Source organism: Streptomyces sp. RGM 3693 (assembly GCF_050471125.1).
In the GTDB taxonomy this organism is placed as follows: Bacteria; Actinomycetota; Actinomycetes; order Streptomycetales; family Streptomycetaceae; genus Streptomyces.
Genome location: NZ_JBMPPQ010000001.1, coordinates 2,605,739 through 2,629,549 on the forward strand (window position 1 = coordinate 2,605,739; position 23,811 = coordinate 2,629,549).

A 23,811-nucleotide genomic window follows, 5' to 3' on the forward strand; every position below is an offset into this window, starting at 1 on the left:
GGGTCAGGGCAGGCGCCAGTCCACCGGCTGGGCGCCCTGCCCGACGAGCAGCTCATTGACCCGGCTGAACGGCCGGGAGCCGAAGAACCCGCGGTCGGCGGACATCGGCGAGGGGTGGGCGGACTCGACGGCCGGCAGATTGCCCAGCAGCGGCCGGAGATTGCGCGCGTCGCGCCCCCACAGCACCGCCACCAGCGGGCCGCCGCGCGCCACCAGGGCCCGGATGGCCTGCTCGGTGACCTGCTCCCAGCCCTTGCCGCGGTGCGCGGCGGGTTTGCGCGGCGCCGTGGTCAGGGCTCTGTTCAGCAGCAGCACACCCTGCTGGGTCCACGGGGTGAGGTCGCCGTTGGACGGCCGGGGCAGACCGAGGTCGGAGTGCATCTCGCGGAAGATGTTCTCCAGGCTCCCGGGCAGCGGACGGACGTCCGGCGCCACGGAGAAGCTCAGCCCGACCGCGTGTCCGGGGGTGGGGTAGGGGTCCTGTCCGACGATGAGCACCCGCACCTCATCGAAGGGTTGTTGGAAGGCGCGCAGCACATTGCTGCCGGCCGGGAGGTAGGTCCGGCCCGCGGCGATCTCCGCCCGCAGGAAGTCGCCCATCGAGGCGATCTGCCCGGCGACCGGCTCAAGTGCCTTGGCCCAGCCTGGTTCGACGATGTCTTGGAGAGGTCGTGCAGCCACGGGATCACCCTACTGGCCGATGCCCGCTCCCCTTCAACTCCCGGCCGTCCGCGACTCAGACCACCGCCGCCCGCACGCAGAGCACGTCCGGCAGGTGGGCGGCGAGCTGCCGCCAGCTGTCGCCGCCGTCGGCGCTGGCGTAGAGCTCGCCGTTGCGGTTGCCGAAATACACCCCTGCGGGGTCGGCGTCGTCGACGGAGAGGGCGTCCCGCAGCACCGTGCCGTAGTGCTCCTCCTCGGGCAGTCCGACGCTCAGCGGCTCCCAACTCGCGCCGGCGTCGGAGGTACGGAAGACCCGGCAGCGGTGCTCGGCCGGCACCCGGTCGATGTCGGCGGTGATCGGGAAGAGATAGGCGACACCGCCGCTGTGGGGGTGTGCGGCGACCGCGAAGCCGAAGTCCGAGGGCAGGCCGGCGCCGATGTCCGTCCAGGTCGCTCCGGCGTCGTCGCTGCGGTAGACGCCCCAGTGGTTCTGGAGGTAGAGCCGGTCGTGGTCGACCGGGTCCGGCGCGATCTTGTGCACGCACTGGCCGAACTCGGGGTGCGGGTCGGGCAGGAAGCCCGCCTTGACGCCCTTGTTGGACGGTTCCCAGCTGGCGCCGCCGTCGTGGGTGCGGAACACCCCGGCCGCGGAGACCGCGACGGTCACCGCGGCGGCGTCGCGAGGATCGGTGACCACGGTGTGCACGGCCAGTCCGCCGCCGCCCGGCACCCACCGCTCCCGGCTGGGGTGCTCCCACAGCGCCCGGACCAGCTCGAAGGTCTCGCCGCGGTCCGTGGACCGGAAGAGGCCGCCGGGCTCGGTACCGGCGTAGACCACGTCGGGAGCGGCCGGGCCCGCGGGATGCAGCTGCCATACCCGTTCCAGCGAAGTCCCGGTGTATTTCGGGTACTTGACGGCCGGGCGGGCCGGCTCGCGCCAGCTCTCGCCCAGGTCGTCGGAGTGGAAGACCGAGGGGCCCCAGTGTGCGCTGTCGGCTCCGGCCAGCAGCCGGGGCTGCGGGCCGCGGGTGTCGATCGCGAGGGAGTACACCGCCTGCGCGGGGAAGTGCGGGCCGCTCAGCTGCCAGCTTCCGCGCCGTCGGCGGCCGATGAACAACCCTTTGCGGGTGCCCACCGCGAGGAGCACTTCTGTCATGCCGGAACACCTCCGGGACGCCGTTGTCTCAGGTAGTCGCCAGTGTGCACCCGGCCACTGACAACGGCGTGCCGCAACGGCGTCCGTGCAGGTCAGACGGCCCGGTGGTACTGCTGCGGGACGTGTACGGCGGCGCCGAGCTCGCGGGCGGCGTGCGGGGCGAAGCACGGCCGAGCGCAGCAGCTCGCGGCCGAGCGGCGCCGCGTCGGCCCGGCCGTCCGCGGCGATCTTCTCGGCCTGCCGGGCCTCGGTGATCAGACCGACGGCGCCCACCGCGAGGCCGCTCTGCTTCTTGATCCGCTCGGCGAACGGCACCTGGTAGCCGGGCGTCGCCGCGACCTTCGCGTCCGGGGGCGCCGTCGGCCGGACCTTCGGGGGCCGCCGAGTATGGGCACCTCTCCACCGGGGGCGACCCCTACCCTGCGGCCCGAGCGCCTCGCACCCGCATCGCCGCAGGTCAAGTGGGCTTTCTTACGGCCGGCTCGGTGTGCAGGTCTGGTCGGCTTCAGCCAGGCCCTTCAGTCAGGTCCACTCGGACGCATGCTGACCCTTTGCCGACTTTCCTGGCGCTTCGTCGCATCAATTGAGGTGGAGCATGGGCGGGGCGCGGGCCGCGGGCCGCGGGGCGCCGAAAGCCGGTTGCCGACCGGCCGGGCTGGCCAGCTTGTACGAAGGGTGTCGTAATTCGATGGCCTTCGTAGTACGGTGGTTGTCGTATCAACAGCGGCCGAGATGGCTGCCCGTGTGAACGGAGTCCTTTGTGAGCGCCCTCTACGAGCCTTTTCGGCTTCGGTCGTTGACCATCCCCAACCGGGTTTGGATGTCCCCGATGTGTCAGTACAGCGCTGAGGCGTCGGGACCGGATGCCGGTGTTCCGGGAGACTGGCACTTCGCCCACTACGGCGCGCGAGCCGCTGGCGGTACTGGACTGATCATGGTCGAGGCCACTGCCGTCTCCCCGGAAGGGCGGATCAGCCCCGGAGACTTGGGTCTCTGGAACGACCGGCAATCAGCCGCGTTCCGGCGGATCACCTCCTTCCTCAAGGAGCAGGGCACGGTGCCTGGTGTGCAGCTTGCTCACGCCGGTCGCAAGGCGTCGACGGACGCGACGTGGCGCGGTGGCGCTCCTGTCGACCTTGACGCACACGGCTGGCGGCCGGTCGCGCCGAGCCCGCTGCCTTTCGATGAGGGCCATCCGGTCCCGGACGAGCTGACGGTCGAGGGGATTCAGCAGGTGGTGCAGGACTTCGCCGCCGCGGCTCGACGGGCTCGGGATGCCGGATTCGAGGCGGTCGAAATCCACGGTGCCCATGGCTACCTGATCGGCGAGTTCCTTTCCCCGCACACCAACCACCGCACCGATGCGTACGGCGGTTCCTTTGGGAACCGGACGCGTTTCGCGCTGGAGGTGGTGGACGCGGTGCGATCCGTCTGGCCCGAGGAACTGCCCGTCTTCTTCCGTATTTCCGCGACCGACTGGCTGACGGAAAACCCGGATGACGAGCGCGAGGGATGGACCGTCGAGGACACCGTGCGGTTCGCCGCCGACTTGAAGGCACACGGGGTCGACCTACTGGACGTGTCCACCGGCGGTAACGCACCCAAGGCCCGTATCCCCACCGGACCTGGTTACCAGGTGCCGTTCGCGGAGCGGGTCAGGACCGAAGTCGGGCTTCCCGTGGGTGCTGTCGGAGAGATCACCGAGGCGCGGCAGGCTGCGAAAATCATCGAGAACCGACAGGCGGATGCCGTACTGATCGGCCGCCAGCTGCTTCGCAATCCGTACTTCGCACGGCATGCCGCACGTGAACTCGGCGGCGAAGTAGCCGCGCCGATCCAGTATCACCGGGCTACCTGATATCGGATTCCCTGATATCGGATTCCTCCATGCGCGCTGAGGAAATCCAGCAGCACGGCCACCGGCGATGAGCGGACCGCCGCTTCGGGGAGGCGGCGGTTGTTGTCGGGGTCAGTTGCTTGGGCGGGTTGACAGGTATGCCATGGGGAGATTCCCGGGATCCGGCGCACCACGGCCCGCTGGCCGCGTCGTTCGACGTCGCCCGCGACACCCGCCACCTGTCCTTCGGCCATCCATGGACCGCACTTCTGCGTGGGCGCTCCGCTGGCCCGGCTGGAGGCACACCTCGCACTGCCGGCCTTCTTCGACCGTTTCGATGCCGAACTCGCCGTCCCGGCGAAGGAGATGGAGCCGCTTCCCTCGCTGGCGCTCAACGGCATCCGTGCACTTCCCGCCGTGATCAGGCCGCGCGCGGGGGCGGCTGCCGGAGCCTGAGAGACGCGCGACAAGGTCATGACCTCCACCGGGGACGCTCCCGGCGGCGGCACCGCCTGAGCACGTTGCCGGACAACTGGTGCGCCGACCGGCACGCACCGGGTGTCCGACACCGCTCCAGCGAGTACCCCGTCACCGGTGGGACGTCGGCAGCACCCGAGAAGAGGAAACGAGACCGTCATGACACCGGACTCTTTGCGCGGCGGTGCGCAGGGAATACTGATGAGCCACTACATTCTCCCGAATTTCTCGGAGAAGACGACGAACGGGACCCGGGATTACAACCCGTACGGCAAGCTCTTCGAAGAGCGGGTCGTTTTCCTGGGGACCGAGGTCGACGACACCACGGCCAACGATGTCATGACGCAGATCATTTACCTGGAGTTCCTGGATCCGGATCGCGACATCTCCCTCTACGTCAACTCGCCCGGTGGATCGTTCAACGCCCTCACCGCCATCTACGACACCATGCAGTTCGTGAAGCCGGATATCCAGACGGTGTGCCTCGGCCAGGCGAACTCTGTCGCGGCGGTCATTCTCGCAGCCGGCACTCCGGGTAAACGAATGGTCCTCCCGCATTCCCGCGTTCTCCTGTGCCAGCCGAGCAGTCCCGTACACCAGGGTCAGATCTCCGATCTGGAAATCCAGGCGAACGAACTGGACCGTGCCAGGAACTGGATCGAAGAAGTCCTGGGCAAACACCGCAACTTGGACGCCAAGAAGGTCCGTCAGGACATCGAGCGGGACCACATCCTGACCGCCGACGAGGCGAAGGAGTACGGCTTGGTGGACGAGGTGCTCTCCCCCCGGACCCTCTCGGTGAAGGGTGTTGTCCCGTCGGCGGGCGGCGCGGGAGAATCCTCGGGTTGATCACGGCGGGGAGGAGCTCTGGTGGAGAGCGCGCCGCCGTCGTACAGGGGCCACCGGTAACGGGTCGAGGTGATCTCGCACTGCGTGTGGCCGGCGGGCACCGGGGGAGTGCGGGTTGTTGACTGTGCAGACCTTCGGCCTGCGGTTTTCCGAGCGTCCGTGACCAGCGTCCGATCGCCCCCACGTTCCTGCGGCGGGCACCGTAGTACGGTAGGTGTCAAACTACGATGGTTCTCGTACAATAGGGGCTTCAAGGGCCGCTGCGACCACCGGTGAACACCACGTGCGCGTGCGCCGCAGGTCAATAGAACAGCAGGTCAGGAGCCGTCATGTCGACCGAAACGCCAGCCGCCGGGGCCGTCTCGGGCGCCCGGTCGCTCCCGCACCCGACCCGCGAGGAGATCCGGCTCGCCCAGGTCCTCCACGCCCTCGCCGACCCGATGCGGCTGCGGATCGTCTGTGCGCTGGCCGCCGCTGAGGGTGAGCTGAACTGCGCGGACATCGAGCTCCCGGTCAGCAAGTCGACCTGTACGCACCACTTCCGGGTGCTGCGCGAGCACGGCGTGATCCAGCAGTTCTACCGCGGCACCGCCAAGATGAACGGCCTGCGCCGGGCCGACCTCGACGACCTCTTCCCCGGCCTGATCGACGGTGTACTGCGGGCGGCCGGCCTCCAGGAGCGCCGCCTCGGCGCACTCTGAACGGTCAACCACCCGCCAGCCGCGTTCCCGACCTCACGGGGCAATACGCCTAGCGCCCCACCATCACCGACCGCGCCGCGCGCAGCAGGCCCTCCCAGTCCGCCAGCTTGACCGTGCCGCGCCCCAGGCCGCGCCCCCGCTCCGCCTCCGCCGCCTCGATGGCCAGCCAGCCCCGCCAGGGCACCGGCCGCGCCCCGGCCCGCTCCAGCGCCGCCACCGGATCCGTCGCCACCGGCCGCCGTGCCAGCCCGGCCGCATCCGCCAGCAGGGACGTGGCGGTCTCCTTGGCGCACGGCCGGTTGGTGCCGATCACCCCGGTGGGTCCGCGCTTGATCCACCCCGCCACATAGACCCCGGGGTACGGCTCGCCGTCCCGGAGTACCCGACCGGCCGCGTGCGGCACCGTCCCGGTCGTCTCGTCGAACGGCAGCCCCGGTTGCGGCAGGCCCCGGTAGCCGACCGACCGCAGCACCAACTGCCCCTGGATCTCCTCGTGTTCGCCGGTGTCCGCGACCCCGCCCCGCCCGTCGGGCACGGTCCGCTCGAACCGCACTGCCCGCACCCCGGCGGCCGGGTCCCCGAGGATCTCCACCGGTCGTAGGAAGAACCGCAGGTGGATCCGGCGGGACCGGCCCATCCCCGCCGCCCGCTCCACCGGCCGCTCGGCCCAGTCGCGCAACACTTCGATGTTCCGCCGCACCGGTGCCGGCAGCCCGCCCGGATCGCGGTACGCCGGGTCCAGCGCCAGCTCCTCGGGTCGGACGAGCACCTGCGTACCCGGCAGCGCACCCAGCTCCCGCAGCTCCTTGGTGGTGAACTTCGCCTGCGAGGGGCCGCGTCGCCCCACCATCCAGACGTCTTCGACCCGACTGTCGGCCAGGGCCCCGAGCGCGCCCTGCGGCATGTCGGTGGCGGCGAGTTCGGAGGCGCCCCGGGACAGCATCCGGGCCACGTCCACCGCCACGTTCCCCACCCCGATCACCACCGCCGACCGGGCGGTCAGCGTGAAGCCGTCGGCCGCCGCGTCCGGGTGCGCGCTGTACCAGGCGACGAAATCGGTGGCCGGATGGCTGCCCGGCAGCTTCTCGCCGGGGATGTTCAGATGCCGGTCGGTGGCGGCGCCCACGCAGAACACCACCGCGTGGAACATCTCCCGCAACTCCCGCAGCCCCACCCCGGCGGCGCCCACCGCGACGTTCCCCAGGAAGTGCACCCGCGGGTGTTCCAGTACCGTCCGCAGGTTGTTCTGCAGCGACTTGATCTTCTCGTGGTCGGGTGCCACGCCGTAGCGCACCAGACCGTACGGACAGGGCAGTCGGTCCAGGACATAGACCTCGATGTCCGGGACGGCCTCCTGCCCGACCAGCGTCTGGGCGGTGTAGACACCGCTCGGTCCGGAACCGATCACTGCGACACGAAGCACGGGTGGCCCCTTCCGCGGAGTACCCCCAGCATCGCACCGGCGGGCGTGCGGCGGGAGAGCTGCGCTATCGGGGTTGCTCCCGGTCCGCTGAGCGTGCCGCGCCCCGTGGCCGGGTGAGCTGGAGGCTAGGTTTTGTTTGTGTCGGAAAGTGAGTTTTATACCGATAACCACCGATATAAAGCGCAGCGCGGGGCATTGGAGTGGCCCGACTGGGAGCTTCAGGCGCATGGCTCGGCCGCATCCGAGCTGGGCCCCTGGTTCAGCGCCCGGCTGACCTTCCCCCACGGCGCTCGGATCGACGTCCTGGTGACGGCCACCGGCGACCGCCTCACGGTCGAGGACGTCCGCGCCGACCCGCCCCTGACACTCGACGCCCTCGCCTCCCTCGCCCACTGGATCGACGGCCCGCTCGACGACGCCTGCCGGATGGCCACCGGACGTCCCCCGAAGCCCCGGACCGGCCCCGGAACGCCGCCGGGTCCCGAGCCTGGACCGGCGTCCGTCGGGTCCGAAGAGGGCGGCGGCCCGGCCCGGCCCCAGGAGGCCCGCGCGGGCGGCGCCGCGCTTACGGACCAGGCCGTCCACGGCGAGGGCACGCTCTGCGGTACGGATACCGGACCCGTGGCCGGCGCAGCGACCGGCGCGGGCGGCGCGGCGCCGGCTGACGGGACGCCAGAGCCGACGGCGACCGCCGCGGCCGGCGGGGCCCCCGCTACCGGGCCCACCCCGGTCCCGGACGGTGCACCGGAACCGGACGCCACCCCGCCGCCCGCCGCGGCCCGCTCCGCCGTCCTGGTCCGCTCGCGGGCCGGCGAACGCCGCAAGATCGCCGCGGCGGCCTACCGCGCGGCCCAGCAGGACGGCGAGGACCCGGTCTTGGCCGTCATGAACGCCACCGGCCGCAACCGGCGCCGGGCCCTACGACTGATCGCCGGGGCCCGCGACGCCGGTCTGCTGACCCCGCGGCACAACAAGCGTTAGGGCCGGTCCGACGACGGGCCGGCCCGGTGGATCAGGGGCGGATGGGTCCTGGGTGCCGTCACGCGCCGGGGCGCCCCCGGGGCAGTGCGTTCTCGGGTGGGCGTTCGCCCGGGGGCACGCCCATCTCCCAGTCCAGCCCGTACCGCTGGAACAGTTCGGCGCGCAGCCGGACCCGCGGCATCTGTGCCCCCGGGAGCAGCATCGGCACCACCGACCCCATCAGCAGCGCCCGTAGCAGCGGATAGTCGGTGTCGGGGTCCGCGGACCCGTAGGCCACCACCGTCTCGCGCAGCAGCTGGGCCAGTCGTTGCTGTTCCGGGCACTGGACGAATCCCACGGACGTCAGGATGCCGGCCATGTGCGTCCGCATCAGCAGCGGCTCGTCGTGGGCCAGCCCCAGGATCGCGTCGATGGCCCGGGCCATCAGCTCCCGTCCGGCGTCCGGCCCGGTCGGCCGCGGCTCCCGCTCCAGCGCGGCCTGGAGCGTGCGGTGCATCAGCCGGTGCACCGCGGACTGGAGCAACTGGTGCTTGCTGGGGAAGTAGTACGAGATCAGACCGCGCGCCGCCCCCGCGCGCTGGGCGATGTCGCCGAGCGTTGTGGCCTCGTATCCGCGCTCGCCCACCAGTTCGACCGTCGCCTGCAACAGCCGCTCGCGGGAGCGCCGCCGCAATTCTTCATTGACCGATGCGCTGCGGGGGGACATGCTGTAACTCCTGCGTTGACTGGCTGAGAGCCAATATACTCAGCACAGGTTCCGGATGTCCGCCCGCCAGGGTGGTGAATCCGGTCAGGCCGCCTGATTCGGGCGACGCGGGGGATCGTCCGAATCAGGCCGCGATGGGGCCGGAACGGCCGTTGTGAACTGCCTTTCGGCGGGTTGTGACGGGTGTTCCGGCCCTTGCCGTACTCCGGGCCCGGCAATTGATCTTCATTGGCCGGATTGCCGCGCCCATTCCGGGTGTTCATGCAGGGGAGAGGCACCCGCGGCCGTGCGCCGGGACGGGGCGGTCGCTGCGTTGCGCGGTGTGGTGGCGCGGGTGCGGCTCCGGGCCGGTGTGCGTGGCGGTCCGGAGCGGGAGAGCCTGCCGGGGGTGCCGAGAACCCTCCGCTCAGGGCGTCCGGGTTTCCGGCTTTTCGGGTTCCCGTAGTCCGGTGTTCAGGGATTGCGGGCCATTCCGTCTCCGTTCGTGATCTTCTTCGCTCGCAACGGGCGGCAGGGGAAGGTGCCGGAGTGGGGTGTCGGATGGGGAAGGTGGGGCGTTCCGGAGGGTCCCTGGCAGGTGAAAGCGGCGTGCGCGCAGAATTTTCACGGCTTCTTAACGGAACGTTTCTTCCGGGGTGTTGGGAAAGGTTCGGCCCGGGAAACGACCGGGATCGTGGGATGGGTAAATCCAGCCACCACAATTCTCCCTCTGGTGGCTGGATTTACCGGCTTGGTCAAGCCAGTGCCCGTTGTTCCGGGGCGACTTCGGACTCGTCCAGGTGCCAGTGCAGGTCCCGGACGTCGGGTTCCAGGGAGAGCCGGGCGATGACCTGTTCCAGGGCCTGGGCGAGGTTGCCGGAGACGGTGACCGCGGCGCGGATGCTGGTGGTGTCCTCGGCGTCCCGGCGGGCCCGCAGGCTGATGGGGGTCAGTCCGGACGAGGTCAGCGCCTGGAGCAGGAGGGCGCGGATGTGCGTCTCCGCCCGGCGCTCGCAGACCACGTGCACGGTGGCGTGCACGGCCGCGTCGGGGTCGGACCCGGACGCCGGGGCCCGGTCCAGCAGCCGCCCGGCCGGGCGCAGGACGAGGTGGACGGCGAGCACGGCGAGGGTGCCGAGGACGGCGAATTCGAGCCGTCCGGAGGCGGCCAGTACGCCGACCGCGGCCGAGCACCACAGGGTGGCGGCGGTGTTCAGTCCGCGTACCCCCGCCCCGTCCCGCAGGATCACCCCGCCACCGAGGAAGCCGATACCGGAGACGACGTACGAGGCGACCCGGGTGGGGCTGCCGGAGTCCCCGACGGCGGTGCTGTAGAGGACGAAGAGGGTGGCGCCGGCGGCGACGAGGGCGTTGGTGCGCAGGCCCGCCATCCGGGCGCGCCATTGGCGCTCGACACCGATGAGCGCTCCGCAGGCCACGCCGGTGGCGAGTCGGACCAGGAAGTCGACGACGGTCAGGGTGTGCATGGGAGCACCTCCTCGGAGAGGGCGGGATGGTGGACCGGTACCGGCGGTGGGCCGGAAACCTCAGTGGCCGAGCGCCACTTGGACGAGCTTGACGACGACCAGGACCATGGCGAGCAGCAGATAGGTCCGCAGCGCGGCCAGGCCGACCTTGTGTCCGGTGGAGAAGACCGGTCGGGGCAGCGCCTCCAGGGGCGGCATCCGCCAGTCGTTCCGGCCGGTGCGGTCCACCGGCCGGCCGCCGAACGCCCAGCCCTTGCGGCGGCGCCGCACCTCCGCGTACCCGAGCGCCAGTACCCCGGCCGCGCCGCAGCCGGCCATGAGGGTGAGGATGGTGCTCGCGTCGATGTCCGGGAAGAGGACCGAGGCCGTGAGGATCACCGACAGGGTGACCAGGACGCCGACGACGGCGGCGGTGAAGGCGTTGGTCCGGGGGCCGTTGACCCAGGGGCCGAGCACCGCCCGGTCGTTGCAGAGGAGCAGCAGGAAGACGGAGGCGGAGGGCAGCAGCACCCCGGCCAGGGTCTGTACGCCCTCGGTGAGCAGGCCCAGCGGCGAGCCGGGGATCAGCACGATCGCGGCGGCCGCGGCGACCAGACCCGCGTAGACGGCGTAGAAGCCCTTGGCGCCGCCGACTCCGCGGTGCAGGGAGTGCCGGATGCCAAAGACGTCGCCGATGGCGTAGGCGGTGGACAGGGACACCGCGAAGGCGCCGATGATCGAGGCGTCCAGCAGGGCGATGGCGAACAGCACTCCGGCGAGCTTGCCGGCGTGTGCGGCCAGGCCGTGTGCGATGCCGGCGGTGTCGGTGAAGGCGCCGACGCCCTTGGTGCCGGCGAAGGCGGCGGCGGTGCAGCCCATCAGGGCGGCGGCGCCGAGCACCACGATGGCGATGCCGATCCACAGGTCGGCCTTCTCGTAGGACATGTAGCGCGGGGTGATGCGCTTGTCGATGACGTAGGACTGCTGGAAGAAGAGCTGCCACGGGGCGACGGTGGTACCGACGATGCCGATGATCAGCAGCATCACCGCCGACGGTCCACCGGGTCCGTCGGGGAGGTGCGGGACGACGAAGTCGTGGGCCATCTGTCCGGTGGACGGGTGGACCAGGAAGTAGAGCGGGACGAGCAGCAGCGACGCCGCGCACAGGGCGATGGCGATCCGCTCGAACCGCCGGAACGACCCGGTGAAGGCGGAGGCGATGATCACGGCGGCGGCCAGCAGCACCGCGCCGACCTTGGGCAGCCCGAGGTATCCGGCGGCGAGGGTGATGCCGATGAACTCCGTCACCAGCGTCAGCGCGTTGAGCAGGAACAGGTCGATGACCGAGAACGCGCCCCAGAACTTCCCGAACCGTTCCAGGATGAGCCGGGCGTGCCCCACGCCGGTGACGGCGCCGAGCCGGAGCACCATCTCCTGGTTGACGTAGAGGACCGGGACGAGCAGGAGCAGGGTCCACAGCAGGTGGGTGCCGTAGTTCTGGCCGGCCTGGCCGTAGGTGGTGAAGGCGCCGGCGTCGTTGTCGCCGACCATCACGATCAGGCCGGGGCCGACGACGGCCAGCAGGGTCTTGAGCTTGGCGGACAGGCCCCGGCGCGGGGCGGTGTCGTCGTGCTTGATGGTGCCGAGCGCGCCGCGGATGTCACCGGTGTGCGCGTCGTCGAGCACGGCGGTGGGGTGCGGGGCGGGGACCGTGGAGCGGACGGTGGTCTCGGTCATGGCGACCTTCCAAGTCCCCCGGGCGGGGGAGGTGTTGGGGGCGCGAGGCAGCCATCTTCCCTGCGCGGGCGCGCAGCACGGCGACCCGTGTCGGCGGTGGGCCGTACGGGGGCGTGGTGCGGCGGGGAGGCCGCGCAGGGAAGGTGGCTACCGCGTGCCGGAAGAATGCGAGGGCAGGCGGAAGGGGGGCCGATGATGGCCCGGACTACTGCAATCCATGTCTCTCGCCTCCTTCCGGTCGGGGCGCGTAGGGTGCGCCGTCGTCGATCCGGCAAGGAGCGGACCAGTCCCCATCGACTGGTTCACCCCCACTCGTCAGAGCTTTGGCACGTCACGGCGTAGCCCCGTGCGGGGCAGCCACTTGGGGTCACCCCTTGGGCCGGGGAGACCTGTCCTGATCCGGAGCGTCTCTCGACGGGTGGGATCAGTGGCCTGTGTCCATGACGACGCCTCACCGAACGAGGTGACCGCTGTCGTAAACCTCTAGAAGTGTAGACCCCGCCAGGAGACACTTGCGCAAGTCTGCAAGTTTTTGACCGACTCTTAACCCCGCGACGGGTCCGTCCCGCCGTCCGGGCCGAGCTGCTGGACACCGCACCGACCTCGGGTGAGCATGAGCCGCATGTCCCAGGACCCCGAGCCCGGCAAGGCGGGCGAAGCCGGTACCGAAGCCGAGCGGTTGGACCGCATCGAGGCGTTGTTGGCGCCCGCCGTCGCGGGGGTGGAGGAGGCGGGGCGGCGGCTGCGGCCGGCCTGGCGGCGGGTCACCCGCGGTGAGCCCCGCTGGCCCTCGACGCTCGCGGTGTCGGTGGCGGTGGCCTTGCAGTGGCGGCTGCCGGAGCGGTTGGCGATCCATCCGGAGTGGCTGCTGCCGGGGTTGGAGACCGCGCTGTTGCTCGTGCTGGTGGTGGTCGACCCGTTCCGCATCGAGCGGGTCTCCCGGCTCTACCGGTGGGCGGGGCTGGCGCTGATCGCGATGATCAGCGCGGCGAACGGCTGGTCCGCGGTGCATCTGGTGATCGGTCTGGTGCGCGGTACCGAGGGCGGGGACGCCGGGCCGCTGCTGGCGACCGGCGGCAGCATCTGGGCCACCAACGTCATCGTCTTCGCGCTGTGGTACTGGGAGTGGGACCGCGGCGGCCCGGTCGCCCGGGTCCATGCGGTGCGCCGCTACCCCGACTTCCTCTTCCCACAGATGGCGACGCCAGAGCTGGCCCCGGAGCACTGGGAGCCGCAGTTCGCCGACTATCTGTACCTGTCCTTCACCAACGCCACCGCCTTCAGCCCGACCGACGTGATGCCGTTGACTCGTTGGGCGAAGCTGTTGATGCTGCTCCAGTCGGCGGTGTCGCTGCTGACGGTCGTCCTGGTGGTGGCCCGGGCGGTGAACATTCTCAAGTAGTCCGCGCCGGCTTCCTGTTGGTGGACATCGTGGGGATGTTCCGGGGTGTGACGGGCGCGTTGCGAGGGTATGGCGGTGTCATGACAGCGCGATGAGGGCGCTATGAGAACTCGATGAATAATTGCTCATGTGCGCAATTATTTGGCCAAGGCTTGACCGGTTGGTCCGTAACCGATCCGCATTGTGGCTCTGACCTGCGGTTTTGTGGTTCCGGGGGAGCGGTGCCGAAAACAATCCCCGGCCGGAGTCAATTCTTTCCCACGTCGCGGTCAGGCGTCCGAGCCGCATTCCCAGTGCCACCTGCCCAAGCGGCCGACCGGCACTTTCACAGCATGTTCGATTAGCGGATCTGACAGCCCGGCAGGCGAACCCGTGCCTGGTCAGCGGCATCTCTAGGGGCGAACGTCCGAGGGTCTTCACACCCACCGGCACCGAACAGAGGCATATCGATGTCGTCGCCCCTTCTCGAATCGTCCTTCGAGCCGTCCGAGCCAGTGCCCGAACGGGCCGTATACCGCACCGCCGGCACCCCGGCCCCGCGGACGCTGCTCGACGTGCTCGATGCCACCGCCGTCGCACATCCCCAGGCGATCGCCCTGGACACGGGTTCCGAGGTGATCACCTACCGCGATCTGTGTGCCGAGATCGAACGCCGCGCACGGCAGCTCAGGGACCGTGGGATCGGTCCCGGCGACCGGGTCGGAGTCCGCGTGCCCTCCGGAACCGCCGAGCTGTACCTGTCGATCCTCGCCGTCCTGCGCAGCGGAGCGGCGTACGTACCGGTCGACGCCGACGACCCCGACGAGCGGGCCGCCACCGTCTTCCGGGAGGCCGCCGTCTGCGCCGTCCTCGGCCCGGACGGCCTGCTGCCCGGCCTGTCCCGGCCCGCCGGGGACCCGCGTGGCCCCGGCCTCCAGGACGACGCCTGGATCATCTTCACTTCGGGTTCGACCGGCGCGCCCAAGGGCGTGGCGGTCAGCCACCGTTCCGCCGCCGCCTTCGTCGACGCCGAGGCCGGCCTGTTCTGCCAGGACCGGCCGCTGGGCCCCGGCGACCGGGTGCTGGCCGGGCTGTCCGTCGCCTTCGACGCCTCCTGCGAGGAGATGTGGCTCGCCTGGCGGCACGGCGCCTGCCTGGTGCCCGCCCCCCGCTCGCTGGTCCGGGCCGGCCACGAACTCGGCCCGTGGCTGGTCGAGCGCGGCATCACCGTGGTCTCCACCGTCCCCACCCTCGCCGCACTCTGGCCGGACGAGGCGATGCGCCGGGTCCGACTGCTGATCGTCGGCGGCGAGTCCTGCCCCGCCGGGCTCGTCGACCGCTTCGCCGGGCCCGGCCGCGAGATGTGGAACACCTACGGCCCGACCGAGACCACCGTCGTCGCCTGCGCCGCCCGCCTCCGGCCCGGCCAGCCGGTCCGCATCGGCCTGCCGCTGGAGGGCTGGCAGCTCGCCGTCGTCGACCGGACCGGGCAGCCGGTGCCGTACGGCGCGGAGGGCGAGCTGCTGATCGGCGGCGTCGGCACCGCCCGCTACCTCGACCCCGCCAAGGACGCCGAGCGCTTCCGGCCCGACGACGTCCTGCGCACCGCCCGCGCCTACCGCACCGGCGACCTGGTCCGCGCCGAACCCGAGGGCCTGCTCTTCGTCGGCCGCGCCGACGACCAGATCAAACTCGGCGGCCGCCGGATCGAGCTGGGCGAGATCGACGCCGCCCTGGCCGACCTGCCCGGCGTCCTCGGCGCCGCCGCGGCCGTCCAGACCACCCCGGCCGGCACCCAGGTACTGGTCGGCTACGTCGTCCCCGAACAGCGCTCCGCCGACGGCTCCAGCTTCCAGCAGGACAAGGCCCGCGCGCTGCTCCAGGAACGGCTGCCGGCGCAGCTGGTGCCCGTCCTGGCCGAGATCGAGAGCCTGCCCACCCGGACGTCCGGCAAGGTCGACCGCAAGGCGCTGCCCTGGCCGCTGCCGTCCGCCCCGGTCGACGCCGGCACCGGCGACCCGGCCGCGGCCCTGCGCGGTACCGCCGCCCGCCTCGCCGGCATCTGGGAGGAACTCCTCGGCGTCCGGCCCGGTCCGGACAGCGACTTCGTCTCCCTCGGCGGCACCAGCCTGGTCGCCGCCCGCATGGCGTCCCAGCTCCGCGCCCACCACCCGGGCGTCTCGGTCGCGGACCTCTACCGCAACCCGGTGCTGCGCGACATGGCCGAACACCTCGACTCGCTCGGCGGCCCGGTGGACGAGGTCCGCCCGGTCCGCCCGGTCCCGCGGCGCACCGCCGTCGTCCAATTCCTCGTCCAGACCGGCCTGTACGGCATCGCCGGCCTGCGCGGGCTCGTCGGGCTCGCGCTCGCCGACAACATCCTCGGCTGGCTCGCCCCGCAGGTCTGGGCACCGCACACCGCGTGGTGGCTGATCATCGTCGGCTGGGTGGTCCTCTACAGCGCCCCGATGCGCTGCGCCCTCGGCGCCCTCGGCGCCCGGCTGCTCGCCGGCTCCATCAAGCCCGGTGCCTACCCGCGCGGCGGCGCCACCCACCTTCGCCTGTGGACCGCCGAACGCGTCGTCGCCGCCTTCGGCATCCCCTCGCTGCTCGGTACGCCCTGGGCACGGCTGTACGCCCGGACCCTGGGCTGCACCACCGGGCGCAACGTGTCGCTGCACACCATGCCGCCGGTCACCGGCCTCGCCGAACTCGGCGACGGCTGCAGCGTCGAACCCGAGGCCGACATCTCCGGCTGGTGGCTCGACGGCGACACCCTGCACATCGGTGCGGTCCGCATCGGGGCCGGCGCCCGGGTCGCCCACCGCAGCATGCTGATGCCCGGTGCCGTCGTCGGCCAGGGCGCGGAACTCGCCGCCGGCGGCTGCCTGGACGGCGAGGTCCCCGAGGGCGCCTGCTGGACCGGCTCCCCGGCCCGACCGGCCGGCGCCGCCGAGCGGATCTCCGGCGCCGCGTGGCCCGCCCCGCGCTGGCGGCGTTCGCTCGGCTGGAGCGCCGCCTACGGGCTCTCCCTGCTGGGCCTGCCGCTGCTGGCGCTGCCGTCCACCGCCCCGGCCCTGGTCGGCGCGTACTTCCTGCTCCGCGACAGCGGCACCCTCGCCACCGCGGCGGTCCGCCTGCTGCTGGCCGCACCGGTCTTCGCGATCGTCACCACCGGATGCTCGATGCTGGTGACGGCCGCCGTGGTGCGGATCCTCGGCCGCGGCATCACGCCGGGGCTGCACCCCGCGAGCGGTGGCGTCGCCTGGCGCGCCTGGCTGGTCACCCGCCTCCTGGACGGCGCCCGCGGCAGCCTCTTCCCGCTCTACGCCAGCCTCGCCACCCCGCACTGGCTGCGGCTGCTCGGCGCCAAGGTCGGCAAGCACGCGGAGATCTCCACCGTGCTGCCGCTGCCCTCCCTGCTGCACGTCGAGGACGGCGCCTTCCTCGCCGACGACACCCTGGTCGCCCCCTTCGAAATCCGCGGCGGATGGCTGCGGTTGGGCACCGTCCGGATCGGCCGCCGGGCCTTCGTCGGCAACTCCGGCATCGTCGACCCCGGTCACGACGTTCCCGACCACAGCCTGATCGGCGTGCTCTCCAACGCCCCCGCGAACAACGAGCCCGGGATGTCCTGGCTGGGCCGGCCCGCCATGCCGCTGCCCCGGGTGGCGACCCAGGCCGACCCGGCGCGCACCTTCGCCCCGCCGCGCAAACTGGTGCTGGCCCGCGCCGCCGTCGAAATGTGCCGGGTGCTGCCGCTGATGTGCGGTGTGGCGCTCGCCGAAGGCGTGTTCCTCACCGAACAGGACGCCTTCACCAACGGCGGCCTCGGCCTCGCCGCGCTGGTCGGCGCCCCGCTACTGCTGGCCTCGGGCCTCGTGGCGCTGCTCATCACGACCGTGGCGAAGTGGCTGCTGGTCGGCCGCTTCACCGTGAGCGAGCATCCGCTGTGGTCGTCGTTCGTCTGGCGCAACGAGCTCTTCGACACCTTCGTCGAGTCGCTCGCCGTACCGTCGATGGCCGGGGCGTTCACCGGCACCCCGGTCCTCAACTGGTGGCTGCGCACCCTCGGCGCCAAGATCGGCCGCGGGGTCTGGCTGGAGAGCTACTGGCTGCCGGAGACCGACCTGATCACCCTCGCCGACGGCGTCAGCGTCAACCGCGGCTGCGTCCTGCAGACCCACCTCTTCCACGACCGGATCATGCGGCTGGACACCGTCCGCCTCGCCGAGGGCTCCTCGCTGGGCCCGCACGGCATCGTGCTCCCCGGCACCGACGTCGGGGCGCGCGTCTCCATCGCACCGTCGTCCCTGGTCATGCGCGGTGAGAGCGTCCCCGCCCACACCCGGTGGGCCGGCAACCCGATCGCCGGCGAACGCCCGACCCGCTCCGTCGCGGCCCGCGCGGAAGGGGGGGCGGCCGCGTGACCCGATGCAGTCGGCGCGCCCTCATCCGGGGCGCCGCCCTGCTCCCGTTCGCGGCGACGGTCGCGGACGGCCCCGCCGGTCCGCTCCCGGACCGCTACTTCCCGCGGCACGGCACCTACGCCCACGACACCGTCTCCTACGACCTGCACCTGTCCTACCGCCCGGCCGACGGCGGCCTCGACGGGCGGGCCCGCATCGAGGCGGTGGCCAACCGGCCCCTGGACCGCGTGGAGTTGGACCTCTCCCGACTCACCGCGCACACCGCCCGGATCGACGGGACCCGGGTCCGTACCCGTCAGCAGAACGGGAAGCTGTACCTGTTCACCCCCGGCCCGCTCGCCACCGGCGCGCGGTTCACCGTGGACATCGGCTACCGCGGCCGGCCCCGGCCGGTCCGCTCCCCGTTCGGCCCGATCGGCTGGGACCGCACCGGCGACCCGCACAACGGGACCATGGTCGCCTCCCAGCCGCTCGGCGCCCCCTCGTGGTTCCCCTGCAACGACCGCCCCGACGACAAGGCGGCCTTCACCTTCCGGATCGACGTCCCGCACGGCCAGCACGCCCTCGCCAACGGCACCCTGCTCGAACGCCGCCGCAGCGGGCACCGTGAGTGCTGGACCTACCACCACCCGGGCCCGATGGCCCCGTACCTCGCCGCGCTCTACACCGGCCGGTTCCGGCACGACAGCGGCACCGCCCAGATCGGCCCGGACCACCCGCCGATCGCGCTGCACAACTCCTACCCGACATGGATGGCCGAGGAGGCGGCGCACGACCTGGCCCGCCAGCCGGAGATGCTCCGGGTTTTCAGCGGCCACTTCGGCCGCTATCCGTTCGAGGCGTACGGAGCGGTGGTCGTGGACGCCGAACTCGCCGCCCCGGTCGAGAACCAGACCCGGTCGGTGTTCGGCAGCAACCACATCGACGGGGCGCGCGGCGCCGAGACCCTGGTGGCGCACGAGATCGCCCACCAGTGGTACGGCAACAGCGTCAGCCTGCGCGACTGGCGCGACATCTGGCTCAACGAGGGCTTCGCCACCTACGCGGAGTGGCTGTGGTCCGAGCACATCGGCGAGGACACCGCCGACGAGATCGCCCGCCGGGAATGGCGCTCGCTGTGCGGCCGCCCCCAGGACCTGCGGATCGCCGACCCCGGCCAGCGCCGGATCTTCGACGACCGGATCTACGTCCGGGGCGCCTGCGCCCTGCACGCGCTGCGCCGGGCCGTCGGCGACGACCGGTTCTTCGCCGTGCTGCGCGGCTGGCACGGCGAGCACCGCGGCGCCAGCGCCGACACCGGGGTGTTCCTCGCCCATGCCGAACGCTGCGCCGGACGCTCGGTCCGCCCGCTGCTGCACACCTGGCTGTACGAGAAGCCGCTGCCCGCTCTGGCGGCCTGAGCACTCCGCGTCCCCGGTGGCGGACGGATTTCGCGTCCGCCACCGGGGACCGCGCCGGTTCAGCCCCGGCGCCGCACCTTCAGCGCCGCGTCGATCCGCTCGACCGGCTGTCCGTCGGGGCCGTTGTGCACCCGCGCGAACTCCTCGCTGAGCTGCACCTCCCATTCCTCCGGGGGCAGCGCGAGGGCCGTCAGCACCTCCTGGGTCGTCGGGAACTGCTCCACCGGGTGCGCGTCGTCATGGTCGTGCTCGTGGTCGTGCTCCCACGGCGGCACCCCGGCATGCCCGACGATCAGCAGCACCCCGCCGGGCGCCACCGCCGCCACCGCGGTCCGCAGGATGCCCTCCCGGAAGATCTCGCCGGGTTGGTGCAGGAACTGCGCGGAGACCAGGTCGAAGCTGCCCTCGGGGAAGGAGACCGCCAGGTCGCGCCGCTGCCAGTCGATGCGGTCGGCGACCCCGACCGCGGCCGCCTGCTCGGCGGCCCGGCCCAGTGCCACCCCCGACACGTCGACCGCGGTGACCCGCCAGCCCTGAGTGGCCAGCCAGATGGCGTCCGCCCCCTCGCCGCATCCCAGCTCCAGCGCCGAGCCGGGGGCCCGGTCGTGGACCTCGCGGACCAGTACCGCATTGGGGTTCCCGCTCCAGATGCGGTCGCGCTCCGCGTACCGGGCGTCCCAGAACTCCTCGTCGGGGACCGTGGCGCTGCCGTTGCCGTGGTTCATGTAGGGCACTCCTTCTCCGTCCGGTTACGGCGAAGCCTCGGCCGTACCCCGGCCGTCCGGCAAAGTCCGTTGCTGATTCCGCAACGAAACGGAGGGAGCCCCCGCTAAATCTCGCCCTCGACCGCCCCGCCCACGTCATGGGCGATGTGCACCGCGGCCTCCTCGGCGGACGCCGCGCCCCCGTCGACGCCCACGTCGCGGGCGATGATGTCGTTGCTGCCGCCGCCGCGCCAGAAGCCGTCGTCGGAGCTGACGATCCGCCCGGCGCGCTCGTCGCCGACCTGGTCGTCGTAGGGTTCACCGGCACCGTCCGGCAGGTCGCCGATGCCGTCGCCGTCCGGCGCGCAGACGTCCGGCAGCTCGATGGAGAGCCGGTGGGCCAGCGACTCGCGGTCGTGCTGCTCCTGCGCGGTGGTCCCCTCGTGGTTCACCACGAACGGGCGCTCCGGCGGCGAGTAGCCGGTGTCCAACGCCTCGTCGAGCCCCGGTTCGTCCAGGGCGTCCTCCATGTCGAGGTCGTTGGGATTGTCCTGCGGATCGGATCTGGGCGGCTGGTAGACCTCGTCGCCCATGGCGTCGTCGGACATTGCCGCCCTCCTCTTCGCCTCCACGCGGGGTGGTATTTACCCTTCCGTGGCCATTGTCCGCCACCGGGCGCTCCTCGGCCTCAGGAGCGCCGGTCCTCGGTCCCCAGCCCCAGCGACTCGGCGATGCCCTGCACATTGCCGTACCGGTGGTGGGTGGGGAGTTGCTCGGCCATCGAGACCAGGCGGTCCGGGGCGTGGTTGCGGCGCAGGGTACGGAGGATGTCGTTGCGCTCGGCCGGGTAGACACTGCGGCCGAGGTACTGCGCCAGTTCGGAGCGGAGCCCCACGTCGCGCTCGGACATGCCGTGCGGGGTGCCGCCGCGGTAGACGCTCTCCGGTGACGGCGCCGCCACCGGCTGGTCCTCGCCGGGCGGTTCCAGCTCGCGGTTCTCGTCCGCGCGCAGCGATCGGTCCATCGTCAGTTGGCTCCGAAGCTGCTTCTTCATCATGTCGTCCCGGGCGGGACCGGTCTTGTCCATACCGTGTTCCATGACCATTGCTGCCTCCGTTGCCTCCGGTTCCAGTCTCCCTTTTCCCCCCGTCCTGACAACACGACGGAGGACCGGACGCGGCGCCCGCCGGTCGTCCCGGGCCCGGATACCGGACCGCCCGCCGCTCCCGGGGGTCCGGGAGCGGCGGGCGGTCGGTGCGCGGCCCGCGCCGTCAGCTCGTGGCCTCGGCGGTGGTCGGCTTCGGAATCAGGAACGACGTCGCGATGGCGAGCGCCAGGATGACCACACCGGCGATCATGCCGGCGGTGTAGCCGCCGGACGAGGTCGGGTCGGTGGGCGTCAGCGCGGTCTTCACCGCGTACAGCGCCGCGAAGCTCAGCCCCGCGCCGAGGTTGAAGGCGCCGGCGTTCAGACCGGGCAGGAAGCCGGGGTTCTCACCGGGGGAGAGGACGATGCCCAGCCCGTTGAGGACGATGTTGGCCACGCCCGCGTAGGTGATGCCCACCAGCAGCGAGGTCACCAGCAGCAGCACGTGCGACTGGCTGTGCATGGTCAGCAGCATCAGCACCACCGAACCCACGGCCCCGACGAGGCCCAGCCGCAGGATCCGGCCGTAGCCGAAGGTCGCGGCCAGCCGGCCGGCCAGCGGACCCATCGCCAACCCGGCGAGCGCGTACGGCGACAGCGTCCACCAGGCGGACTGTTCTGCGGACATCCCCAGTCCGGCCTGGGCGTCCTGGGCGAAGGCCGGGATCAGACCGTTCATCACCGCGAACACGCCGGTCATGGTCAGCACCGTGGTCAGCAGCAGCGACCAGGTGGCCCGCTGCTTGAGGTGCCGGGTGGCGACCAACGGGTGCCCGCTGCGGTTCTCGGTCCGCCAGAACAGGGCGAACGCGGCGGCGGCCAGGACCACCAGTACGGCGATCATCGCCCAGTTGGCGGCGGCCAGCTTGCCTGCCTCGTTCAGCGCGATCAGCAGCGCGCCGACCGAGACGACCAGCAGTGCGACGCCGGGCCAGTCCATGCGGGACGCGGTGGGCGCCTTGGACTCCGGGGTCAGGGTGGCGACCAGGGCCGTGGCCAGTGCCGCGACGACCCCCATCGTCCAGAAGACGGACTGGAAGCCGTGGTGGTCGGCGAGGTAGCCGCCGGCCAGCGAGTCGACCCCGGCGATACCGCCGTTGACGGCGGTGATCACGCCCAGCAGGGTGCCGTACTTCTTGGGCTCCTGGACCTCGACCCGCAGCATGATCAGGCACAGCGGGACGACCGGCCCGCTCACGCCCTGGATGATCCGCCCGGCGAACAGCATCGGGATGCTCGTCGCCAGCGCGGCGACCACACAGCCGACGGCCATCAGGGCGAGCATGCCGGCCAGCACGCGGCGCCGGCCCAGGACATCGCCCAACCGGGGCAGGAACAGCGAGAACAGCGCCGCGGACGTGAAGAACGCGGTCTGGGTCATGCCCACTTCGGCGGAGCTGGCACCGAGCGAGTCCTCGATGCTCTTGAGCGCCGGGCTGAGCATGCTGGCATTGAGCTGGAAGGCGAAACAGGCCACCAGCAGCGCGGTGACCAGCACGCCGATCCGCACGCCGGAGCCGCCGCCGGAAACCTCTGTGGAGCGTGGTGCAGTGGAGACGTTCATGCGCGGCCTTCGCCGATCCGCTCAAGGGCGTCCACCACGAGGTTCCAGAAGCGCTCGTGGTCGAGCTTGACCGCGACCTGGGTGTGGCAGTCGGCCGGCGCCGGCGCCCGGAAGTCGGTGACGGTCATGCCCAGGGTCAGCGCGCCGCGCAGCTCGATGTCGACCGGCGCCTTGCGGACGGTCATCACGTCCGGGTCGATGACGTACGCCACCGCGCACGGGTCATGGACCGGCGGGAACTCGAAGCCCTGGTTCTCGCGGTACGCCTCGCGGAAGAAGTCCAGCAGCTCCAGCACGAACCGGGCCGGCGCGGTGCCGACCGCGGCGATCTTCGCCTCGACCTCGGGGGTGGCCAGTGCCTGGTGGGTGAGGTCCAGGCCGACCATGGTGACCGGCCACTTCTCGTTGAAGACGATGTGCGCGGCCTCGGGGTCGATGATGATGTTGAACTCGGCGACCGCGCTCCAGTTGCCCTCGTGGTAGCCGCCGCCCATCAGGACGACCTCGCGGACCCGCTCGGCGATCCGCGGCTCCTTGCGCACGGCCATGGCGATGTTGGTCAGCCCGGCCGTGGGGACGATGGTGATCTCGCCCGGTTCGTGGGACATCACGGTGTCGATGATCAGGTCGACGGCGTGCCGGCGGTCCAGCTCGAAGGCGGGCTCGGGCAGCTCGGGCCCGTCGAGGCCGGTCTCGCCGTGGATGTCGGGGGCGGTCTCGATGGACCGGACCAGCGGACGCGGGTTGCCCGCGGCGAACGGCACGCCGGTGATCCCGGCGATCGTCGCCACCGACAGCGCGTTGCGGGTCACCTTCTCCAGCGTCTGGTTCCCGACCACGGTCGTCACGGCGACCAGTTCGATGTCGGGATTGCCGTGGGCCAGGAGCATGGCGATCGCGTCGTCATGCCCCGGGTCGCAGTCGAGGATGATCTTTCTGGCCAACGGGAGAGCCCCTTTGCTCTGCGGAACGGTGAAGCGGGGTGAACTCGATCTCTGGGGCGCGCGAGCCAGGGGGCGCGGCGTCAGCCGCTCCAGTGGAGCCGGTGCTTGCACCGGGCGCTACCTCGGGAAAACGTTCTCCGGAAATTTCGCTCATGTTGCGCGGAGATGTCAATGAAACGTCAACGAAGTGTGAGGCAGGCGACCCGTCTACCCGCTGGTACGGAGGGGAACGGAGCTGGTACGCCTGTGTACGTGCGGTGATAACG

At 71.6% G+C, this 23,811-nt stretch carries 19 protein-coding genes, 1 pseudogene and 1 riboswitch; of the genes and pseudogenes, 8 read left to right on the plus strand and 12 right to left on the minus strand.

Annotation, left to right across the window (positions count from 1 at the left end; genetic code table 11):
• Positions 1 to 3: 3 nt before the first annotated feature.
• The 3 genes and pseudogenes from ACO0M4_RS11125 to ACO0M4_RS11135 all read right to left on the minus strand — a co-directional run.
• Positions 4 to 681, minus strand: coding sequence for a uracil-DNA glycosylase (locus ACO0M4_RS11125; protein WP_430369705.1), 678 nt, complete (start codon positions 679 to 681; stop codon positions 4 to 6).
• A gap of 55 nt (positions 682 to 736) precedes the next feature.
• Complete coding sequence (locus tag ACO0M4_RS11130) at positions 737 to 1,819, minus strand: WD40/YVTN/BNR-like repeat-containing protein (RefSeq protein ID WP_430369706.1); 1,083 nt, start codon at positions 1,817 to 1,819, stop codon at positions 737 to 739.
• A gap of 92 nt (positions 1,820 to 1,911) precedes the next feature.
• Positions 1,912 to 2,149 (minus strand): annotated as a pseudogene (locus tag ACO0M4_RS11135) (NADH:flavin oxidoreductase/NADH oxidase); the annotation flags it as partial.
• A 430-nt stretch (positions 2,150 to 2,579) separates the two neighbouring features.
• On the opposite strand from ACO0M4_RS11135, the gene ACO0M4_RS11140 reads away from it, so the two are divergent.
• The 4 genes from ACO0M4_RS11140 (at position 2,580) to ACO0M4_RS11155 (ending at position 5,683) form a co-directional block, all read left to right on the plus strand.
• Positions 2,580 to 3,677, plus strand: coding sequence for an NADH:flavin oxidoreductase/NADH oxidase (locus ACO0M4_RS11140; protein ID WP_430369707.1), 1,098 nt, complete (start codon positions 2,580 to 2,582; stop codon positions 3,675 to 3,677).
• 252 nt (positions 3,678 to 3,929) lie between these two features.
• Positions 3,930 to 4,112, plus strand: a complete 183-nt coding sequence (locus tag ACO0M4_RS11145; protein ID WP_430369708.1) for a hypothetical protein — start codon at positions 3,930 to 3,932, stop codon at positions 4,110 to 4,112.
• A gap of 180 nt (positions 4,113 to 4,292) precedes the next feature.
• Positions 4,293 to 4,982, plus strand: coding sequence for an ATP-dependent Clp protease proteolytic subunit (locus ACO0M4_RS11150; RefSeq protein WP_430369709.1), 690 nt, complete (start codon positions 4,293 to 4,295; stop codon positions 4,980 to 4,982).
• Positions 4,983 to 5,311: 329 nt separating this feature from the next.
• Positions 5,312 to 5,683, plus strand: a complete 372-nt coding sequence (locus tag ACO0M4_RS11155) for an ArsR/SmtB family transcription factor (protein ID WP_430369710.1) — start codon at positions 5,312 to 5,314, stop codon at positions 5,681 to 5,683.
• Between the two features lie 49 nt (positions 5,684 to 5,732).
• On the opposite strand, the gene ACO0M4_RS11160 is transcribed toward ACO0M4_RS11155, so the two are convergent.
• Positions 5,733 to 7,106, minus strand: coding sequence for an FAD-dependent oxidoreductase (locus tag ACO0M4_RS11160; RefSeq protein WP_430369711.1), 1,374 nt, complete (start codon positions 7,104 to 7,106; stop codon positions 5,733 to 5,735).
• A gap of 195 nt (positions 7,107 to 7,301) precedes the next feature.
• On the opposite strand from ACO0M4_RS11160, the gene ACO0M4_RS11165 reads away from it, so the two are divergent.
• On the plus strand, positions 7,302 to 8,087 hold the full coding sequence (locus ACO0M4_RS11165) for a DUF6214 family protein (RefSeq protein ID WP_430369712.1): 786 nt from the start codon (positions 7,302 to 7,304) through the stop codon (positions 8,085 to 8,087).
• A gap of 58 nt (positions 8,088 to 8,145) precedes the next feature.
• Here ACO0M4_RS11165 and ACO0M4_RS11170 read toward each other — a convergent pair whose 3' ends face one another.
• From ACO0M4_RS11170 to ACO0M4_RS11180, 3 genes are all read right to left on the minus strand, one after another.
• A complete protein-coding gene (locus ACO0M4_RS11170) occupies positions 8,146 to 8,793 on the minus strand; it encodes a TetR/AcrR family transcriptional regulator (RefSeq protein WP_430369713.1) in 648 nt (215 codons plus the stop codon).
• A 734-nt stretch (positions 8,794 to 9,527) separates the two neighbouring features.
• On the minus strand, positions 9,528 to 10,259 hold the full coding sequence (locus ACO0M4_RS11175; RefSeq protein WP_430369714.1) for an MgtC/SapB family protein: 732 nt from the start codon (positions 10,257 to 10,259) through the stop codon (positions 9,528 to 9,530).
• 60 nt (positions 10,260 to 10,319) lie between these two features.
• A complete protein-coding gene (locus tag ACO0M4_RS11180; protein ID WP_430369715.1) occupies positions 10,320 to 11,975 on the minus strand; it encodes an NRAMP family divalent metal transporter in 1,656 nt (551 codons plus the stop codon).
• 299 nt (positions 11,976 to 12,274) lie between these two features.
• Positions 12,275 to 12,445, minus strand: a riboswitch (M-box (ykoK) riboswitch).
• A gap of 152 nt (positions 12,446 to 12,597) precedes the next feature.
• Between ACO0M4_RS11180 and ACO0M4_RS11185 the strand changes: the two genes are divergently transcribed.
• The 3 genes from ACO0M4_RS11185 (at position 12,598) to ACO0M4_RS11195 (ending at position 19,186) form a co-directional block, all read left to right on the plus strand.
• On the plus strand, positions 12,598 to 13,377 hold the full coding sequence (locus ACO0M4_RS11185; protein ID WP_430369716.1) for a hypothetical protein: 780 nt from the start codon (positions 12,598 to 12,600) through the stop codon (positions 13,375 to 13,377).
• Between the two features lie 449 nt (positions 13,378 to 13,826).
• Entirely contained in the window at positions 13,827 to 17,786 is a 3,960-nt protein-coding gene (pls, locus tag ACO0M4_RS11190; protein WP_430369717.1) for an epsilon-poly-L-lysine synthase Pls, read from the plus strand.
• On the plus strand, positions 17,783 to 19,186 hold the full coding sequence (locus ACO0M4_RS11195) for a M1 family metallopeptidase (RefSeq protein ID WP_430369718.1): 1,404 nt from the start codon (positions 17,783 to 17,785) through the stop codon (positions 19,184 to 19,186). The genes pls and ACO0M4_RS11195 overlap by 4 nt, the downstream gene beginning before the upstream one ends.
• Positions 19,187 to 19,245: 59 nt before the next feature.
• Here ACO0M4_RS11195 and ACO0M4_RS11200 read toward each other — a convergent pair whose 3' ends face one another.
• From ACO0M4_RS11200 to ACO0M4_RS11220, 5 genes are all read right to left on the minus strand, one after another.
• Entirely contained in the window at positions 19,246 to 19,911 is a 666-nt protein-coding gene (locus tag ACO0M4_RS11200; protein ID WP_430369719.1) for a class I SAM-dependent methyltransferase, read from the minus strand.
• Between the two features lie 104 nt (positions 19,912 to 20,015).
• Complete coding sequence (locus ACO0M4_RS11205; RefSeq protein WP_430369720.1) at positions 20,016 to 20,498, minus strand: DUF5709 domain-containing protein; 483 nt, start codon at positions 20,496 to 20,498, stop codon at positions 20,016 to 20,018.
• A gap of 80 nt (positions 20,499 to 20,578) precedes the next feature.
• Positions 20,579 to 20,995 (minus strand): DUF2795 domain-containing protein, encoded by a 417-nt coding sequence (locus ACO0M4_RS11210; protein WP_430369721.1) that lies wholly within the window; start codon positions 20,993 to 20,995, stop codon positions 20,579 to 20,581.
• Positions 20,996 to 21,161: 166 nt separating this feature from the next.
• A complete protein-coding gene (locus ACO0M4_RS11215; RefSeq protein WP_430369722.1) occupies positions 21,162 to 22,601 on the minus strand; it encodes an MFS transporter in 1,440 nt (479 codons plus the stop codon).
• Positions 22,598 to 23,545 (minus strand): nucleoside hydrolase, encoded by a 948-nt coding sequence (locus ACO0M4_RS11220; protein WP_430369723.1) that lies wholly within the window; start codon positions 23,543 to 23,545, stop codon positions 22,598 to 22,600. Before ACO0M4_RS11220 ends, ACO0M4_RS11215 begins: the two co-directional genes overlap by 4 nt.
• Between the last annotated feature and the right edge of the window lie 266 nt (positions 23,546 to 23,811).

What these genes read in the sequence shown, in the direction of transcription:
- ACO0M4_RS11170 (WP_430369713.1), bottom strand. Translation starts at nt 8,793, where the DNA reads ATGTCCCCCCGCAGCGCATCGGTCAATGAAGAATTGCGGCGGCGCTCC.
- pls (WP_430369717.1), top strand. Translation starts at nt 13,827, where the DNA reads ATGTCGTCGCCCCTTCTCGAATCGTCCTTCGAGCCGTCCGAGCCAGTG.
- ACO0M4_RS11205 (WP_430369720.1), bottom strand. Translation starts at nt 20,498, where the DNA reads ATGTCCGACGACGCCATGGGCGACGAGGTCTACCAGCCGCCCAGATCC.
- ACO0M4_RS11185 (WP_430369716.1), top strand. Translation starts at nt 12,598, where the DNA reads ATGTCCCAGGACCCCGAGCCCGGCAAGGCGGGCGAAGCCGGTACCGAA.
- ACO0M4_RS11150 (WP_430369709.1), top strand. Translation starts at nt 4,293, where the DNA reads ATGACACCGGACTCTTTGCGCGGCGGTGCGCAGGGAATACTGATGAGC.
- ACO0M4_RS11155 (WP_430369710.1), top strand. Translation starts at nt 5,312, where the DNA reads ATGTCGACCGAAACGCCAGCCGCCGGGGCCGTCTCGGGCGCCCGGTCG.
- ACO0M4_RS11215 (WP_430369722.1), bottom strand. Translation starts at nt 22,601, where the DNA reads ATGAACGTCTCCACTGCACCACGCTCCACAGAGGTTTCCGGCGGCGGC.
- ACO0M4_RS11180 (WP_430369715.1), bottom strand. Translation starts at nt 11,975, where the DNA reads ATGACCGAGACCACCGTCCGCTCCACGGTCCCCGCCCCGCACCCCACC.
- ACO0M4_RS11210 (WP_430369721.1), bottom strand. Translation starts at nt 20,995, where the DNA reads ATGGTCATGGAACACGGTATGGACAAGACCGGTCCCGCCCGGGACGAC.
- ACO0M4_RS11200 (WP_430369719.1), bottom strand. Translation starts at nt 19,911, where the DNA reads ATGAACCACGGCAACGGCAGCGCCACGGTCCCCGACGAGGAGTTCTGG.
- ACO0M4_RS11130 (WP_430369706.1), bottom strand. Translation starts at nt 1,819, where the DNA reads ATGACAGAAGTGCTCCTCGCGGTGGGCACCCGCAAAGGGTTGTTCATC.
- ACO0M4_RS11175 (WP_430369714.1), bottom strand. Translation starts at nt 10,259, where the DNA reads ATGCACACCCTGACCGTCGTCGACTTCCTGGTCCGACTCGCCACCGGC.